14 protein-coding genes are annotated in these 17,948 nt (G+C 60.4%); 3 read left to right on the top strand and 11 right to left on the bottom strand.

The genetic code is table 11. The features are described from left to right. Positions 1-422: 422 nt before the first annotated feature. The 10 genes from IDH44_RS10525 to IDH44_RS10480 all read right to left on the bottom strand — a co-directional run bounded on the left by IDH44_RS10525 (position 423) and on the right by IDH44_RS10480 (position 13,193). Positions 423-1,892, bottom strand: coding sequence for a rhamnulokinase (locus IDH44_RS10525; protein WP_190917408.1), 1,470 nt, complete (start codon positions 1,890-1,892; stop codon positions 423-425). After that, positions 1,889-3,109: an L-rhamnose isomerase gene (gene rhaI / locus IDH44_RS10520; protein WP_190917406.1), complete on the bottom strand. Its 1,221-nt coding sequence runs from the start codon at positions 3,107-3,109 to the stop codon at positions 1,889-1,891. Before rhaI ends, IDH44_RS10525 begins: the two co-directional genes overlap by 4 nt. Positions 3,110-3,143: 34 nt before the next feature. Continuing rightward, on the bottom strand, positions 3,144-3,515 hold the full coding sequence (locus IDH44_RS10515; protein WP_190917404.1) for a sensory rhodopsin transducer: 372 nt from the start codon (positions 3,513-3,515) through the stop codon (positions 3,144-3,146). A gap of 13 nt (positions 3,516-3,528) precedes the next feature. Next, positions 3,529-5,598 (bottom strand): bifunctional aldolase/short-chain dehydrogenase, encoded by a 2,070-nt coding sequence (locus IDH44_RS10510; RefSeq protein WP_190917403.1) that lies wholly within the window; start codon positions 5,596-5,598, stop codon positions 3,529-3,531. A gap of 142 nt (positions 5,599-5,740) precedes the next feature. Then, positions 5,741-6,832 carry a GerAB/ArcD/ProY family transporter gene (locus tag IDH44_RS10505; RefSeq protein WP_190917401.1) on the bottom strand — a complete coding sequence of 364 codons (1,092 nt, stop codon included), beginning with the start codon at positions 6,830-6,832 and terminating at the stop codon, positions 5,741-5,743. A 16-nt stretch (positions 6,833-6,848) separates the two neighbouring features. Beyond that, the gene (locus IDH44_RS10500; protein ID WP_190917400.1) at positions 6,849-7,082 is read right to left on the bottom strand and encodes a hypothetical protein; all 234 of its coding nucleotides are present in this window, start codon (positions 7,080-7,082) and stop codon (positions 6,849-6,851) included. 5 nt (positions 7,083-7,087) lie between these two features. After that, positions 7,088-8,293: a Ger(x)C family spore germination protein gene (locus IDH44_RS10495; protein ID WP_190917398.1), complete on the bottom strand. Its 1,206-nt coding sequence runs from the start codon at positions 8,291-8,293 to the stop codon at positions 7,088-7,090. Between the two features lie 17 nt (positions 8,294-8,310). Further along, positions 8,311-9,909, bottom strand: coding sequence for a spore germination protein (locus IDH44_RS10490; RefSeq protein WP_190917396.1), 1,599 nt, complete (start codon positions 9,907-9,909; stop codon positions 8,311-8,313). Positions 9,910-10,063: 154 nt separating this feature from the next. Beyond that, positions 10,064-11,326 carry an MFS transporter gene (locus IDH44_RS10485; RefSeq protein ID WP_223869565.1) on the bottom strand — a complete coding sequence of 421 codons (1,263 nt, stop codon included), beginning with the start codon at positions 11,324-11,326 and terminating at the stop codon, positions 10,064-10,066. A gap of 358 nt (positions 11,327-11,684) precedes the next feature. Further along, the gene (locus IDH44_RS10480) at positions 11,685-13,193 is read right to left on the bottom strand and encodes an MDR family MFS transporter (protein WP_223869564.1); all 1,509 of its coding nucleotides are present in this window, start codon (positions 13,191-13,193) and stop codon (positions 11,685-11,687) included. 182 nt (positions 13,194-13,375) lie between these two features. Between IDH44_RS10480 and IDH44_RS10475 the strand changes: the two genes are divergently transcribed. After that, positions 13,376-13,828, top strand: coding sequence for a MarR family winged helix-turn-helix transcriptional regulator (locus IDH44_RS10475; RefSeq protein WP_190917392.1), 453 nt, complete (start codon positions 13,376-13,378; stop codon positions 13,826-13,828). A 163-nt stretch (positions 13,829-13,991) separates the two neighbouring features. On the opposite strand, the gene IDH44_RS10470 is transcribed toward IDH44_RS10475, so the two are convergent. Then, the gene (locus IDH44_RS10470; RefSeq protein ID WP_190917390.1) at positions 13,992-15,059 is read right to left on the bottom strand and encodes a Gfo/Idh/MocA family protein; all 1,068 of its coding nucleotides are present in this window, start codon (positions 15,057-15,059) and stop codon (positions 13,992-13,994) included. 173 nt (positions 15,060-15,232) lie between these two features. Between IDH44_RS10470 and IDH44_RS10465 the strand changes: the two genes are divergently transcribed. Together IDH44_RS10465 and IDH44_RS10460 are read left to right on the top strand one after the other, a co-directional pair. Next, a complete protein-coding gene (locus IDH44_RS10465) occupies positions 15,233-16,075 on the top strand; it encodes an AraC family transcriptional regulator (protein ID WP_190917388.1) in 843 nt (280 codons plus the stop codon). Positions 16,076-16,176: 101 nt separating this feature from the next. Next, positions 16,177-17,634 (top strand): collagen-like triple helix repeat-containing protein, encoded by a 1,458-nt coding sequence (locus tag IDH44_RS10460; RefSeq protein WP_190917386.1) that lies wholly within the window; start codon positions 16,177-16,179, stop codon positions 17,632-17,634. Positions 17,635-17,948: the final 314 nt, after the last annotated feature.

The raw sequence follows: 17,948 nt of genomic DNA, 5'->3' as shown, positions 1-17,948 counted from the left end.
CGCGGTGACGTCACGATTTCTTCGGCCTATTGGCACCCCGCTTCTCCGCCTCAGGCTCGCTCGGTCTTACGGGCACCCCGCCTCCCCGCTTCAGCTCGCTCGGTCTACAGGCATCCCGCTCTACATGCTAACTCGCTCAGCCTCCCGCTTCCTGCTTCGCGACCTCATCCCGCCCGTTCTCCCGGATCTCGCCCGGTCTACCAGGCTCCCGGACTCGCCGATTCCCCGATTCGCCTGATCTGTGGGCGCCTCGCCGCCCCAGCTCGCTCAGCCTCCCGCTTCCTGCTCCGCGGCCTCATCCCGCCCGGCCTCACGCTCCACATGCTGTCCATGCTCAGCCAGGGCACCTCGCAGGCTCCCCGATTCGCCTCATCGCTCTCGGTCTGCGGGAACCCCGATTCGCCGCCTCGTCTGGCTCGGCCTCAGCCTAGCCCCGCCAGCTCGCGGAAGCGGCCGTAGGCCTCGTTCCAGGCGGCCCCGTCCCGCGGCTCGTACGTCGTCACCGGGAACGAGTCGGCAATAGCCGCGCGCGCCTCCCAGATGTCGGCGAACGCGCCCTGGGCGATCCACTGCACCGCGAGGTTGCCGATCGCGCTGCCCTCGGCCGGACCGGCCCACACCGGCTTGCCGATCGCGCTCGCCGTCCAGCGGCACAGCAGCGTGTTCTGGATGCCGCCGCCGACCATGTGCAGCCCCTCGAAGCGCTGCGCCGAGAGCCGCTCCGTCATTTCGAGCACATAGCGGTATTTTAAGGCAAGGCTCTCCATAATGCAACGCACGAATTCGCCCGGCGTCTGCGGCGCCCGCTGCCCGGTCCGCGCGCAATAATCGCGAATGCGCGGCGTCATGTCGCCCGGCGCCAGGAACGCCGCGTCGTCCGGGTCGATCCAGACGCCGAAGGCCGGCGACTGCTCCGCCAGCGCCACCAGCTCGGGGAAGCCGTAGGACTGGCCCTGCTTCTCCCATTCCCGGCGCGTCTCCTGCAGGATCCACAGCCCCATGATGTTTTTGAGCAGCCGATACGTGCCGCCGTAGCCGCCTTCGTTGGTAAAGTTGAGCGCCAGCGCCTGCTCCCCCATCACCGGCTGCTCGGTCTCGGTACCCATCAGCGACCACGTGCCGCAGCTCAGATAGGCGAACGGCCGCTGCCGCGCCGGCACCGCTACGACCGCCGAGCCGGTGTCGTGCTCCGCCGCCGCCACGACCTCGATCGCCGGCACCCCCAGCTCCTCGCAGACAGACGGCTGCAGCCTGCCTGCCCGTTCGCCGGGCTGCAATACCTTGCCGAACCAGCGCCGCTCCAGGCCGAGCCGCGTCAGCAGCTCCCCATCCCAGTCGCCGGCGAGCGGATTGTACAGCTGCGTCGTCGTGGCGTTGGAGAATTCGCTAGCCCGCTCCCCCGTCAGGAAGTAGCGCAGCAGATCGGGGATCATCAGGAAGTGCTCGGCCGCGTCCAGCTGCGGCGCTCTGGCCGCCTTCAACGCTGCGAGCTGGTAGATCGTGTTGAACGGCAGGAACTGAATGCCCGTGCGGGCGAAGATGTCCGCGCGCGGCACCGTCTCGAACACCCGCTCCATCACGCCTTCAGTGTGCGCGTCGCGGTAGTGGTACGGATTGGCCAGCAGCTCGCCGCTGCGTCCGAGCAGGCCGAAGTCGACCGCCCAGGAGTCGATCGCCAGCGTCTGCGGCAGCGCGCCGCGGTGCTTGGCCGCCAGCAGCCCCTGCTTGATCTCGTGGTACAGTCGCAGGATGTCCCAGTACAGCCGTCCGCCGGCCTGCACCGGATCGTTGGGGAAGCGGTGAATCTCCTCCACCTCGATCCGGTTGCCGGAGAGGCGGCCGAGCAGCGCGCGTCCGCTGCTCGCCCCCAGGTCGTATGCGAGCGCGATCACCAGCTCGCTCCGCCTTTGCCCCGCACCAGGATGTCCTTGCCGTAGCTAGTGTCCAGGTACGCCTTCATCGGATCGAGCGGCAGCCCCTGCTCCTCGCGCAGCGCATGCAGCAGCGGCGTCACGTCGAATTCGAACGCCTTGCGCACCGCATCCTCGGCGCCCAGCACGTCGGCCCGGCGCTGCGCCTCGGCGACTTCCTCATGGTTGATGAGCAGCGCCTTGGCGTACTGCGTCTGCACGTTGAGCACGGAGCGAATCATCGCCGGGATCTTCTGCTCGATGTTGTGCGACTGGTCGATCATGTAGGCGATATCCTCGACCGTGCGGCGCACGCCCGCATCCTGATCCAGTCCCGCGCCGATGATCTGATAGAAGATCAGGAACAGCTCGTACGGGTTGACCGAGCCGACGATCAGATCGTCGTCCGCGTACTTGCGGCTGTTGAAGTGGAAGCCGCCGAGCCGCTGCTCGTCGATCAGATAGGCGACGATGTGCTCGATGTTGGTGCCCTGTGCGTGGTGGCCCGTATCGACGAGCACCTCGGCTTGCGGGCCGAGCTTCTGCGCCAGATTGTACGCCATGCCCCAGTCCGCCAGATCGGTATGATAGAAGGCCGGCTCGAAGAACTTGTACTCGATCAGCATGCGCATCTCGGGCGTCATCGCCTTGTACATCTCGGTCAGCGCCTCCTGCATCCACGCCTTGCGCTGGCGAATGTCGCCCTGGCCGGGGTAGTTGGTGCCGTCGGCGAACCACAGGCTCAGCTCGCGCGAGCCGGTCGCCTTGGCGATATCGACGCATTCCAGCAGATGATCGGTCGCCTTGCGGCGGATCGCGGCGTCGGCGTTGGTGACGCTGCCGAGCTCATACTCCTCCTCCTGGAACAGGTTCGGATTGACTGCGCCGATCGCCAGGCCCAGGCCCTCCGCGTGGCTGCGCAGCTTGCCGTAGTCGTCCACCTTGTCCCACGGGATGTGGATTGCGACCGACGGCGCGAGTCCGGTATACTTGTGCACCTGCGCCGCATCCTCGAACTTCTCGAACGGATTGCGCGGCACGCCGGTCTTCTGGAATACCTTGAAGCGCGTTCCCGAATCGCCGTAGCCCCAGGACGGCGTTTCAATCTTCAGCTTGGACAGCTGCTGCTTCACCCAGCCCAGATCGATCCCCCGCGCCTGCTGCTGTTCCTCGAATAATGCATATGCCTTGTCGCTCATCGTGACACCCTCCTGTCGGATAAATGAATCCAGCCTATTTCAACGGATAGCCCATCGTCGTCATTAAAGCGTTCTCAGCCTGCGTCGCGTCGAGCCGGCTGTACTGCACGACGACCGGGACGTCGCTGACGACCTCGATCGCGTACGGCACGCCGTGCGGAATCGCGACGCCGCCCGCCTGCAGCTCCTTGGTGCGGATATGCTTCGTCCGGCGCGCGGGCACGAAGACGGCGATCTCCTCCAGCGGATCACGATCTTCGTAGAAGATCGTGATCGTCAGGAGCGCGTCCTCGCGGCCCGCATTGAGCACGCAGATCGATTCGTGGCTCTCCAGCACGCCCGAGCTGATCTCGGGGATATACCCGTCCGGAATGATCCAGTGCTTCTCTCCCTTGCCTGCCGCCATGCGTCGTCCCTCCCTAGCGCGTGAACGCCGCCGGCACGCCGCCGTCGATGGTCAGCATGCAGCCCGTCGTCTTCTCCGCCTTGGACGAGGCGAAGAAGGCGATGCCTTCGGCGATGTCCCGCGGGTAGATGTTGACCAGCAGCGTCGTCCGCTTGCGGTAATGTTCCTCGAGCTGATCCGGCTCGATGCCGTAGGCCGCGGCCCGCTCGTTGCGCCAATTCGAATTCCAGATCGCCGAGCCCTGCAGGATCGCGTCGGGCAGGATCGTGTTGACGCGGATGCCGAGCTCGCCGCCCTCGGCCGCGATGCAGCGCGCCAGATGGGCCTCGAGCGCCTTCGCCGCGCTGTAGGCGCTGGCATTCTTGCCGGCGTAGATCGAGTTCTTGGAGCCGATGAATACCATGCTGCCGCCGATTGCCTGCTCCTTCATCAGCTTGAACGCCTCGCGGGCGACGAGGAAGTAGCCGGTGCCGAGCACGTTCATATTCAGATTCCATTCCTTGAGCGACGTCTCTTCGAACGGGCTCGAGGTGGCCAGACCGGCATTGTTGACCAGGATGTCGACGCCGCCGTAGGTGAGGGCCGTCTGGGCGTAAGCCGCGGCGATGTCGTCTTCCTTGGTGACGTCCATCTTGACCGCCAGTGCGCGATTCGCGCCGTACTCGCCGTTGATCTCGCCCGCGACCTTCTGTGCGCCCTCTAGATTGAGGTCGGCCAGCACGACATGCGCGCCTTCGGAGACGAGGCAGCGCGCCGTCTCGCTGCCGATGCCGCCGGCGCCGCCGGTGATCAGCGCGACCTTGCGGGAGAATTCGGTCTCGGCCGGCGCGAGCGACAGCTTGTACAGCTCGAGCGGCCAGTATTCCACATTATACGACTCGTTCTCGCTCAGCGAGACGAAGCTGCCGAGCGTCGTCGCGCCGCGCATGACCGCGATCGCGCGATGGTACAGCGCGCCGCTCACCTGCGCGTTCGCATGGCTCTTGCCGGTGTTGATCATGCCGATGCCGGGGATGAGGATGACGCGCGGCGCCGCCTCGAACATCACGTCGCCGATGCTGCGGTTGCGCTCGAAGTATTCCGCATACTTCAGCTTGTAGGCCGAGATGCCCTCCTGCAGCTTCGCTTTCAGCCCTTCCACGTCGTCGGTAACCGGCGTCCAGTCGATGAACAGCGGCACGACCTTCGTATGCACGAGGTGATCCGGACAGGCCGCGCCGACCTGCGACAGCTCCGGCGAGGTGCGCCCGCCGACGAACTGGAGCACGTCGTCCTCGTCGTCGAAGGTGAGGATCATCTTCTTCTCGTCCGATACCGCGCCGCGCACGAGCGGCATCACCTGCGCGGCGATGCTGCGGCGCAGCTCGGGCGCCAGCGGCTCGTGCTTCGTGCCGCCGAACAGGCTCGCCTCGTCGACGCGCGCTTCAATGTAGCTCTCCGCCTCGTTGATGATCTTGATCGTCTGCGCGTAGCAGGCCTCTGACGTGTCGCCCCAGGTGACGAGGCCGTGCTTCTCCATCAATACGAGCTCCGCGTTCGGATTCGCCTTGACGCCCTCGGCGATCATCTTGGACAGCGTGAAGCCCGGACGCACATACGGCACCCAGACGAAGCGATCGCCGAAGATCTCTTTTGCCAGCTCCTTGCCGTTGTCGGCGCAGCACAGGCTGATGATCGCATCGGGATGCGTATGATCGACATGCTTGAACGGCAGGAACGCATGCAGCAGCGTCTCGATCGAGGCGCGCGGATGCTTGGCGTCGATCATGCAATGCGCCAGATACGCGACCATTTCCTCGTCGGGCATCTCGCCTCGCTCGATCAGCGGCCGAATGTCGTCCATGCGCAATCCGGTGAAGTTGCCCGCTTTCATCGTCGCCAGATCGGAGCCGCTGCCCTTGACATACATCACTTCGACGTCGCGACCGCGAAAATCCTGCACGATCGTCTTGCTCGACGTGTTGCCGCCGCCCCAGTTGCAGACGCGGCGATCGGCGCCGATGATGTTCGAGCGGTAGACGAGCTCGTCCAGACCGCCGGAGAGCGCCTCGGCGGCGGAGTTGTCCCACAAGCTTTGTACCATTTGATTACCTCCGTAGCAGTAGAATAAAGTGTTTGAATTTCTTTTGTTTATACGGAGTATATCACTTTTGTTTTTGTTTGAATACCTTTATTTCGAACAAAAACAAAAACAAGCATGCCGATACAGGCACGCTTGTCGCGAACTAGCCCAGTCTGCCGCGGATCAGCCATCCAATCCAAAACAATAGCGGAAACCCGAGCGCAAACGGGAGCGAATACAGAAAGTCGACGCGCGAAGCAAACGTCACGAAATACGCAAAATTGGGATAAATGACGATAGAGAGCGCGAGCAAACTCAGGCCGAGCGGCAAATAAAACGGCTTCACATCAGAGGCGCCCGTCAACTCGCCCAGGATCATTGTGGAAGCGTAAAAACAAAGTCCTAATTTGAAATAGATCGTAATGAACCAGATTCCCGCCATGACGACCTCCAGCCGCTCCAGGAAATCGCCGATGCTGATTTTTTTGGCCAGACTGTAGCTCGGGAAGGCTTGCTTGGTGGCAAGGTCGGCGCCCAGAACGAGGATCGAGAGCAAGGCGATGATCGCCAGCATCAAGCCGCCGATCAGCACGCCGGTCAAGAGCGCCTTGCCTGAGCGGTCGCGCTTGCGGACGAGCGGAATAATCATCAGAAACAGTACGACCTCGGTGTACGGCGTACTGAATAACGAGATCGTGCCCCGCAGCACCGGCTTGATCCCGTATCCCAGCACCGGCTGCAAATTTTCAATATGGAACTCCGGGGGGAGCAGGACCACCATCGTGACAAAAAACAACATGACCCAGGGCAGAAAAATTTCCGCCGCGCGTGCGAACGGCTCCAGGCCGTTGCGAATGCCCGCGACGACCACGAGCAAAAAAAAGATATGAATAAATTGAATCGGCGTCTTGGGCAGCACCTGCGTCGTCATAAAATCGCCGATGTTACGCAATACAAGCGCGGACAACATAAAAAAATAACCGAGATAAAGCCAGCTTACCGCCCCGCCCAGCCAGCGGCCGAGCGAGAGCCGCGCCATCCCGACCAGGGTCGCGGAGGGAAAGAGGCGAGCGAGTCCATTGTACAAGCCTACGGCCAGCAATCCTACGACGAGCGCCAGCAGCGCCGCGATCCAGGCATCCTCGCGCGCCTCGTAGGCGAGGGAGGATGGCGCAATGAGGACGGAGCTGCCTACTGTAAACAAAATGGCAAGCACCGTCAATTGATGCAGCCCGATTCGGCCCTTGTCCAGCATAGCCTCCAGCCTCCCTTCAACTCAGTATGCGATGAAGCTGCTCTCCCCAGGGCTCGAACATCCAGATAATCCAATCCAGCGGATTGGGCAATTCCTGAGGCAAGGCCGTCCAGATCGCAAGGATCAGGCCCAGCGCCAACAGGCTCAAAAAAATCGCAGCGTCTTTGAACTTGTGCCGTCGCAGCAGAGCGGGCAGTTCAAGCGCCGCGATACCCGCGCCGGCAAACAAGATGGCGAGCGTGCCCAGCATATTCGCTACTCCTTCCTATCCGACAACGGATTGATCGTCGTGCCGATTCGTCTGACCTTGAGATCCACCTCGATGTTGACCTTCAGCTTGGCGAAGCGTTCGCGCCAATCGTCTTTCAGCCGCAGCCACTCCCGCGGCGCCGCATCCTCGATGCGCTCCCCGAAGCCGAAAATATCCGCTTTGTTGCGCTGCGCCTTGGCGATCGTCTGACGGACAATTTCCTCGAGCTGCCGGGTCGCCACTCGCTCCAGCCGCTCCAAGGACGCGGTATCGCTCAAGTCCATTTCGCATTGCGCCTCGCCGACGTTTTCCTCCAATTGAAAGGATAGATCGATGAATGGCTCTCCTTCTTGATCCACGCTTCCGTTGATGCTGGACTTGGCATGTGTGACCTCCATCGCGATGAAGCCGTCGCCGTCCGGACAAGCCAGATGCCCCGCCGTCGTATCGACATTATTCATGATGTAATTGTAGCCCTTGCTCTCCTGGCTGTTCAGCCAATCGACCAGCTTGTCGTCGCGGAACAGGGCCAGGCCCGAGAAGACCAGCGAGGTAAACGGCTTGGATCGATCCAGGTTGTGAGCCTCCGAGCCAACCTCCTTGTTCCCCTCGATGACCATCCCGGCCAGCACGGTATCCTTGAGCGGATTGGCCAGATCATGCAGCAGCTGGTCCATCTCCACATCCACCGTCGGCGCCCATTCCTCGGCCGACATCTCCAGCGTCTTGAACATCTTGTAGGCGCTGATGCGCTCCATCGGGGTCAAGGTCGCCAGGATATCCTCCGCCTCGGCGTCCCGCGCGACAATGATATAAAAATCGGAGCGCATCTCGCGATTGCGCGACAAGCCGTCCATCACCTTGAGGATACCGTCTCGCGCCAGCTCCTCGCCGATGACCAATATGCGCAGATGCGAGGTGAAAACGGCACGCGGCAGGATAATGGTCTGCTTGCGGAGCGCTTCGATCACCGTCTGCTCGGTCGAGCTGATCGTCGTGAACGGCATGCGGTTGCCCTGATTGCCCTGCTTGGAGGCGACCTCGCCGGGATTGACAATTTGCGTCGTGACTTTAACATTGTCGCCGCTCTTGTCCAGCCCCAGGCCGACCGTGATCGCCAGCTCGTTGAGCTCGCGGCTGTCCCAGCAGCCCGGCGCCAGCCCCAGTACGCAGAGGCATAAGAGAATTAAGGCCTGACGTTTTCGTTGCATCCGAGTTCCCTCCGCTATCAGTCCTTGTGCCTGGGACCGGCCGCCCTGGCATCGCGCTGGCGAATCCGGTTGCGCGTGAGATGGCGCGGACGCGCAAACATCGCCCATTGCGGCAATCGTAAAATGGTGTCCTTCTGATCGGCATTGTTGTACGGCGCCATCGGCGACATATACGGTACGCCGAACGAGCGCAGGGTGCACAAATGCTGAACAATCGCAACGAGCCCCATCGTCACGCCGAACAACCCGAAGATCGCGGCGATGACCATCAGTACGAACCGCAAGATCCGAATCGAGATACCCATATTAAACGAAGGGATGACGAAATTGGAAATCGCCGTGATCGCGACGACAATGACCATGCCCGGGGAGACCAGCCCCGCTTCTACCGCCGATTGGCCGATGACGAGCGCGCCGACGATCGACACTGCTTGCCCGACCGTCTTGGGCAAGCGGACGCCGGCCTCGCGCAGGATCTCGAAAGTGACCTCCATGATGAGCGCCTCCACAAAAGCCGGAAACGGAATGCCCTCGCGCTGCGCCGCCAGGTTAAACAAGAGCGGGCTGGGCAGCAGCTCCTGATGAAAGGTCGTAATGGCGATATATAACGCCGGCGCGAGCAGCGTAATGAAAAAACAAACGTACCGCAGCAACCGAATCAGCGTGGCAAACTCGAAGCGCTGGTAATAATCCTCCGCGGATTGGTAGAACTGGATAAACAGTGCCGGAGCAAGCAATACGAACGGCGTACCGTCGACGACGATCGCAATGCGCCCCTCCAGCAGGCCTGCTGCCGTCACATCCGGTCGCTCGGTGTTGTACATCGTCGGAAACAGCGTGGCGGTCTCGTCCTGAATGAGCTCCTCAATATAGCTGCTCTCCAGAATGCCGTCGATGTCGATTCGGGCGAGGCGTCTTCTAGCCTCCTCGATGACCGCTTCATCGGCCGTTCCCTTGAGATACATTAAGCCGACCTCGGTCTGCGTCGCGCGTCCGATCCGCGACGTCTCCAGCCACAGCTGCGGCGAGCGAATGCGCTTGCGCACTAGCGACACGTTCGTCTCCAGCGATTCGGTGAAGCCTTCGCGCGGTCCGCGCACGACGGACTGCGTAGCGGGCTCTTCCACCGTGCGGTCGCTGTCCTTGCGCGTGTCGGTGGAGAATCCGCATGGCAAGCCCTCCGCCAATATGACCGCAAAGCCGCTCAGCATGGCGGCCAGCACCTCGTCGATCGTACCGACCCTCGCGATGCTGCCGATTGGCGCAATCAGATTGCGCAGCAGCGCTTCCTTTTCTGCTATACTGCTTGATTGGATGAGGGCGTCGCCAAAGTCCGAAGCCCGCAAAATCAACGATTCCTTCGTCAAATCCTGAACGGCTGCGCTGTTGACCAGACCTTGGATATACGCCAGCCCGATTTTTTGCCGCCCCTGCGGATCGAGACTGATCTCGACGCCCGCTACATCGACCGAGCCGCCAAAAGCCTGCTTGATGACGGCAAAGTCTTGACCGAGCCTGCCTGATATCGGGCGTGCGCGATCGTCTTCGCTCGGCTTGGAAGGGGCGGGCGTGCTGCGCGCGACCCAGCTTCGCAACAATTTCGTTAGCATGCCCATCGGGCATCACCTGCCTGCTCAAGTTGCGTATTTCGGCGCAGCTCGCGGCTGACTGCCAATTGACCAGTAGTATGACCAATATTCGGTAGCGGGATGCATCAGCACGCCAAAGAGCCTCGCGGCATGCCGCGAGGCTGCAAGTCTGCTCGCACCTTTAACGTACCCGAATCCGCCAGCGCGCCGCCATCAACCCGACTGCCGCGACGAGCGACAAGCCGGCCCCCGCCACGTACATGGCCGATCCGCCCCACTGATCCATGATGGCGCCGCCGGCCAGCCCGCCGACGATGCCGGCCAGGCCGAGGAAGACGGCCGAGAACAAGGCCAGTGCAGTCGAGCGCATCGACTCGGGCGCCAGCTTGACGGCGTAATGAATCCCGGTAATCCAGAATACCGCGAAGGTGACCATATGGCTCGCCTGCAACGCAATCAGCAAAACGGGATCGTCGATCCAGGCATAGGCGAGCCAGCGCACCACATAGAGCGACGCCGCGATGCCGAGCAGCGCCAGCTCTTGATAGCGATGCAAGAAGCGGCCCAGCAGCGCGAAGGTGGGGATCTCGGCGAGCGTCGCCAGCGCCCAGCCCAGGCCGGCCATCGCATCCGTACCGCCCAATTCCTGCAAATGAAGCGTGAACAGCACGTCATTCATGCGGTGCGGTACCATAATGAGAAAGGAGACCGCGAGCAGCAGCAAAAAGGGCTTGTGGCCGAGCAGCGCGCCCAGCTGACGCACCGACAGCCGCGCCCCCGTGCCCGGCTCGTCCTTCAAAAAGAACAACAGCAGCAGCGCCGCCGCCCACACGCCCCAATACAAGTACGCCACGTGCTCGACGCCGCCGATCAGCGGCAGGATCGCACCCGAGCTGAGCGCCACCGCTGCAAAGCCGACCGAGCCCCAAAGGCGAATCGAGCCGTAGCTGCGGCCCGCCTCGGCCGCCGTCCGCACGGACAGACTGTCGAGCAGCGCGGTCGACGGGTAGACGAAAAAGAACAGGGCCAGCATAAAAATAAGCGTCACCGCGTACGAGCTCGAGTTGAAAACCCCGACGCTCGCCACGACCGTCATAATCCACAAGAGCGCGATAATTCGCTTAAGCGTATTGTACCGGTCACTGACAAAGCCCCAAAACGGCTGGGCAAAAATCGACAAAAATGGGCCGAGCATCATCAGCAGGCCAATCTGCGAGGGCGAGTACCCTTGATTGCCGAAGTAAATCGGCAAAAACGGCACGATAATCGCATTGGTCGCCAGATAAGAAGCCGTCAGCCCGCGCAGCAGCTTGAGCTGCGGAGCCCTGCGCGCGCCAGTCGCGTCCTGCGGCCCGACAGCAGCTCCGTCTTGCGATACGGCAGCTCCGTCTTGCGATTCGACAGTCGCGTCTTGCCGCTTCCGCCGATTCGTCTTAAGCATCATTTGCATATTCCTCTTCCCGGATGAATTCGTGAGAGCCTGTCTAATCATACACCGAATCCCGGCCGCTTGAATAGCCAAAAAATCAAACGATCACATGTGGACGGAGAAACTGAGACCCCTTCACCTTACGGACACTTTTGTCCGTTAGACATAGATCTTGGCAGGAACGCAGGCACCAGATCCCGCTTACGGACAAATGTGTCCGTTACAATTCGAATGCGACGGCTTCAGCGTTGTAACGGTCATTTCCGTCCGTTACAGATGACAGAAAATGCGCTGTGCAACAAATCGAAGAAAGGGCGTCCTTCAGTCATTAAAAATGACTGAAGGACGCCCCCTGACAGTACCAAATGTTAGATTAATGCGGCGCTTGCGATTGAGTCGCTTGCGCTGCCTGCTCCTCCGGCGCCTTCGTCCGGCGAATGAACAGTGCGAGCACGAGTGCGCCGATGGCCAGGTACATCCCGATATGGAACGAGCCCTGCACCCCTTCCTTGAGCGCCACGAGCAGCTCCTGAGGAGAGGTCGGATCGCTCGAGCCCGCCAGATAGCGATTCGAACCGCGCGTCATGATGCTGATAAAAAACGCGACGCCGATCGCTCCGGCAACCTGCTGCAGCGTATTGAGGATCGCCGTGCCATGCGGGTAATAGCGCCGCGGCAGTTGGTTGAGTCCGTTGGTCTGGGCCGGCATCATGATCATCGCCAGCGCCACCATCATCAGACAGTGGAGCAGAATCAGGTACCCGCTCGTGGTCTCGAGGTTGATGCGGGTGAACATGTACATGACGGCAATCAGCAGGATTGTCCCGGGGATGACCAGCACACGCGGTCCGAATTTGTCGAACAGCCTGCCCATGAACGGTGACAGCACCCCGTTGAGCGCGCCGCCCGGCAGCATCACCAGTCCTGCCGCAAATGCCGTCATCAGCAGCCCCTGCTGCAAGAAGATCGGCAGCAGCAGCATCGTCGAGAACAGCGACATCATGACGATGATAAGCAGCACCGCCGTCAGGCCGAACATCGGGAACTTGAAGGCTCTCAGGTCGAGCATCGGCTCCCTGGACTTGAGCTGACGCCAGATGAACAGCAGCAGCGCGACTCCGCCGACAATGATCGACCAGTATACCTGCGGACTCGACCAGCCCGCGTGGCCCTCGCCGCCGGCGCCTCCCTCGCCGGCGCTGCTGAAGCCGAATACGATGCCGCCAAAGCCGATCGTCGACAACAGAATGGACAAAATGTCGACCCGCGGCTTCGTCACGTCGGATACATTTTTCAGAAAGGCGGCCGCAAAAATGACCGCAAAAATCGCAAACGGCAGCACCAGGAAAAACAGCCAGCGCCAATGCAGCGACTCCAGAATGAGGCCGGAGAGCGTCGGGCCGATTGCAGGTGCGAACATAATGACCAGCCCCATGCTGCCCATTGCCGCGCCGCGCTTCTCCGGCGGGTACAGGATCAGAATCGTATTCATCATGACCGGCAGCATCAGCCCTGTGCCGAGCGCCTGTACGATCCGTCCGACGAGCAGCACCGGGAACTCCGGCGCGAGGCCGCAGATCAGCGTGCCCAGCGAGAATAGAATCATCGCGCCCAGGAACATCTGGCGGGTAGTGAACCACTGCACGAGCAAGGCAGACACTGGAATCAAAATGCCAACGGTGAGCATGTATGAGGTGGACAGCCATTGAATCGTCGAGTACGGAACTTCCAAGTCGATCGTCAGATCGTAAAACGCAATATTAAGCAACGTTTCGTTCAGAATCGAAAAAAAGGCGCCGATGATCAGCGAAATCAAAATCGGCAGCCGCTTGACCTCGCCGAGATCCCGATGCGGGGCACCGGCGGCAGTTGCGCTATTCAAGTTGGTTTCCTCCTTCTTGCATTTCATTCTTCTCTTTTTTGTGACAGCAAGTTGCTCTGATTTTTTGAACCAACCTCCAATCCGAAACTAATTATAGTTTAATAACTATTATGAAGCAATATCTTTTTTACAAAGCTTATGCTAAACTAAAAGCAACCATTTTGAACGGGGAAGGTGTGCATTTGCGGGCTGAATTGATCGACACCCTGGCGGAGCAATTCATGATTATGCTGCCCTTGCTGCAAAAGAAAGTATTCGATACCATCGGGGCCGAGGAGGTGCCGCGAATCAAGCTCACCCCTGCCGCCTGCCGCGTGCTCGTGCTGCTGCAGGAGCATCGCAGCGCGACGGTATCCGTGCTCTCCGAGCAGCTCAATATATCGCGTCCGAACATGACGCCGCTCGTCGATCGGCTCGTCCGTCTCGGGCTCGCCGAGCGCCGGGTGTGCGAGCACGACCGCCGGGCCGTAGATGTCAGCATTACCGGCTATGGCGACGAGGTATGCGAGCAGATGCAGCGTGTCGTTAGCAATAAATTCAAGCATATGCTCAGTGAATTCGACAACAACGACTTGACGGAAATGATCGAGCACATGAACAAAGTGCGTACGATTCTGATGAAGGATCACAGCTAATGATATCGCCCGGTCCGCGGTTGGCTCACAACGATAACGGCATTTAAAACGCCTTGGCCTTGCGGCAATGCCGCAAGGCCAAGGCGTTTTTGTGAACGTAGAAAAAGCGAAAATTTCAACTTTGCTTATTTTGTAATGCTCGAAAACAGTTGATCAAGCGCTGCTACAGCCGGACCTCCCGGCCGCTCGCTGCAGATTCATAAATTGCCGATAAAATTTTGATCATATCGACGCCGTGCTCCGGCCGGATCGTCGGTTCGGAGCGGCCCTGCAGACAATCGACAAAATGACGAATATTCTCGCCGTGCGCCGGCGCGGCTTTCTGCTTGTGCAACAGCGGCTGAACGTCGACCAGACCGCCGGCTGCCTCCGAGAAGATCTGCAATTCACCGCGCTTGATGCTGGCGCCGGACTCGGTGCCGCGCAACTCGACGAAATTCATCTCCTCTCCGACATTGGAGGCCCAACTGAATTCCAGCTGCAGCGTGGCGCCGTTGTCGAAGCGAATAAAGCCGGTCGCCAAATCCTCGACATCGAAGGTGCCGTTGTCTTGCTTCTCGCCAAAATTGGAATGTATCGAGTCCGAAAGCTCGTTGTTCGCAAACTTGGTGTAGGTCGCGCCGCTGACCGCGACGGGCTTGGGATTGCCCATCAGCCAGATCGCCAGATCGATAAAATGCACGCCCAGATCGATCAGCGGCCCGCCACCAGACAACTCCTTGGTCGTGAACCAGCCGCCCTTGCCCGGAATGCCGCGACGGCGCAACCAGCCGCAGCGTCCGGTATAAATGTCTCCCATTCGTCCTTCTTCAATGTAGCGCTTGAGAAATCGCGAAGCCGGCGTAAATCGGTTGTTGCGCATCACCATCAGCAGCTTGCCGCTTTCCGCCGCCGCATCCGCCATGCGCTGCGCTTCCTCCGGACTTACCGCATCCGGTTTTTCGCAGAAGACGTGCTTGCCAGCCTTGAGCGCGGCAACCGCGATTTCGGAGTGGTACAGATTAGGCGTGCAAATGTCCACCACCTCAATGCTCGGATCCGCCAGCAGCTCGCGATAATCGGTGTATACATCCGAAATGCCATGGGCATCGGCAATGGCTTGCGCCCGCGCGCCATTTGTATCGCAGAGTGCCGCCAGTTCCGCCTCGTCGTGCTCCAGCCACGGCTTCAAATGCGCACTTTTAAAAATGTTGCCTGTTCCGACGATCCCCACTTTGTACGTCTTGTTCATCTAATGATCCTCCTGTTTCAGCGCTTATCAGGCAAGCGCTTGCATTTATTCTGCTCCTAGTATACCGTGGCGACAAAAAATTGGAATACCCGATCGACTATTCATTTGACTTATCTTGCAAATTTTTGTAGGGTGACCTTATCCGCTTCTAAAAGAAGATACAGGAGGAGAGCATGAAGATTCCGGAAATTATCGTGCAAGGCGTCGGTTATTCCCACCACACCAAGCCATATGCATCAAGTGTGCGCAATCATCTCGATCGTTATCTTCTTCGTCTGCAAGTTCAGGGCGTATGCCGGGCGATCTTGGACGGCGAGGATCACTTGATCAGACCGGGCGATCTGATCCTCTCGCCTCCCGGAGGAGGATACGTCCTTCACGTCGAGGAAGCCTGCAGCGCGGACCCGGTGAGCGGCTGCATCGATAGCGGCGATTATCATTTGAATTGCAGGGGGGAATGGATGCGCCAATGGTGGAGCCGCTCGTCCCGCTCGACCATCGTACGCGTTCCGCTTGACGAAGGTCTGCTTTCTACGTGGCGCAAGCTGATCCTGGAGAAGCGCAACCTGAGCGATGGCAACGAAGAGTTGCAGGACTATCTGGTGCGGGTACTCTGCCTGTCGCTCGATCGGTTGATTCAAGTCGAGCAGCGGCAGCTCGCACGCGGCGGATCGCATGTCGCGTATGCGATCAAACGATATGTGGAGCAGCATGCCACGGATGCGCTGACCCTGGAGCGCATCGCACGCGCCCTCGGCGTCAGCATCTCCGGCGCCTGCCATCATTTCAAGCTGGCCTTCGGCCAATCCATCATGCATTATGTGGTGGAGGTGCGTCTCGCCATCGCGGCCGAGCGCATCGCCTCCAGCGGCGCCTCGCTGGAGGAGGTCGCACGGGCGGCGGGCTTCCGCAGCTACCCCTACTTCAGCCGCGCTTTTCGACGCCGGTTCGGGCTGGCGCCGAGTCAATATCGCGACAGCGAGCCCGCAGCCGCCCCTGCGCGTTTCGGCGGCTAAGCATTCTTCGCTTCCCCTTCATTCAGATGAGGCGAAGACACCAATCGTAGAAAGCAGGAATAAGATGAAGTAAATTTTTCCAATCGAAAAGAGGTGCAGCCGTGTCTCAGGGGAATATCCCCAACATAACGCCGGTTATTAATGTGACCAGAGACGATGCCATCACATTATTGTTGTCCTCGATTGCACTGGAGGAGCTAGGCCTCAGCCATATCCTCAATGCCGAAGGAGAGAATCTTCAATACGTGCTCGGCACATTACCCGGCGTGACCGCGCCCCCGGCCACAATCAGCGATCTGCTAAGCATGAATGCCAGTGTGCGCGATACGGTCAAAGTGTTGACAAACAAAGAATGGCTGCTTCAGGCGAAGCTGGAGAGCATTCTCAGCACGCCAATCGCGATCGGTCCAACCGGACCTACAGGACCTACAGGACCCGCCTCTGGGCCGACCGGGCCGACGGGACCCACAGGGCCGACGGGGCCGACGGGACCGACCGGCTTTGGCGACACCGGCGCCACCGGCGCTACCGGACCGACAGGCATCACCGGACCGACCGGACCTACAGGACCGACCGGCTTTGGCGACACCGGCGCCACCGGCGCTACCGGCCCGACAGGCATCACCGGACCGACCGGACCTACGGGACCGACCGGCTTTGGCGACACCGGCGCCACCGGCGCTACCGGCCCGACAGGCATCACCGGACCGACCGGACCGACAGGACCGACCGGCTTTGGCGACACTGGCGCCACCGGCGCTACCGGCCCGACGGGCGTCACCGGACCGACCGGACCGACTGGGCCAACTGGGCCGACCGGTGATATTGGGCCGACGGGACCGACCGGCACGCTCGAACCCAGTCCGTTTGATGTTTTTGTGCAGGCCGGCGCGGTCGGCGGCGACGGCTCTCAGGCGAGCCCGTTCGGCACGATCCAGACCGGCGTAACCGCCGTTGCTCCAACGGGTACTGTGCATATTCTCGGGGGCACGTATCCCCTTGCTGACCAGATAACCGTCAACAAGACGGGAGTAACCCTGCAAGGCTATCCCGATGCGCTGATCGTCCTTCAAGCTGCTGTCATCCCGTTCCTGATTACGGGTACAGGAATTACGGTCGATGGACTGACGATTACGAGCGACCTGCCATACCCCGTCGAATTTATTCAATTGGCCGGCTCTAATCACAGACTCTCCAACAATGTCATTTACGGTCCGCCGCAGGCCGGGCCTTCCACCGGATGGGTCGTCAATCGCGGATTTGTCACCCAATCCAACGTGACCAACTTGATAGTGCGCGATTGCTTGTTCTATTCCTTGCGGCAACCGGCCTATCTCAATCCGAATTCGACCGGCAACATACTCGATAACGTGGTGTACAATACTCGCGGATTTGTCATTGATGGCGCCGTTTTCGTTCTGTCGGGAAATTCCTGGGGGAGTCCGGTCAACGCCGTCGATATCGCGCTGCTCGCAGGCACGATCTCCGGCCCGCCCTACGATCCGCTCACTGCGCTGGCTGCCAACAATAGCACTGCTACAATCAGCGATCAGCGATAAGGCAACCTCTTTTTACCCGAAGAAGACAGCCCCGGAATGGGGCGAGCGCACTGGCGAACAGCTCTGTAGAGTAAAGGACTGGTAGCACCAGCCCCTCCTCATCAAACCGTACGTGCGGTTTTCCCGCATACGGCTTTCCGACGTTCTTCACCTTGCGCAGTACGTACTTCGCCATGTGGTAGCGGATTTCAGCATTTCTGTCTTGAGAACCTCGAAGAAGTTGGATTGCCTCAATCTCCATCGCTTGTATTTCTTCCTGCAGAAGATCATCAGCCGTTTGCCGATGTACCAGTCAATCTTCGCCAGGAAGCCAT

Source organism: Paenibacillus sabuli (genome assembly GCF_014705605.1).
In the GTDB taxonomy this organism is placed as follows: Bacteria; Bacillota; Bacilli; order Paenibacillales; family Paenibacillaceae; genus Paenibacillus_D; species Paenibacillus_D sabuli.
The sequence above is the reverse complement of the archived record's forward strand: the minus strand, read 5'-3'. Positions and strand labels throughout refer to the sequence as shown.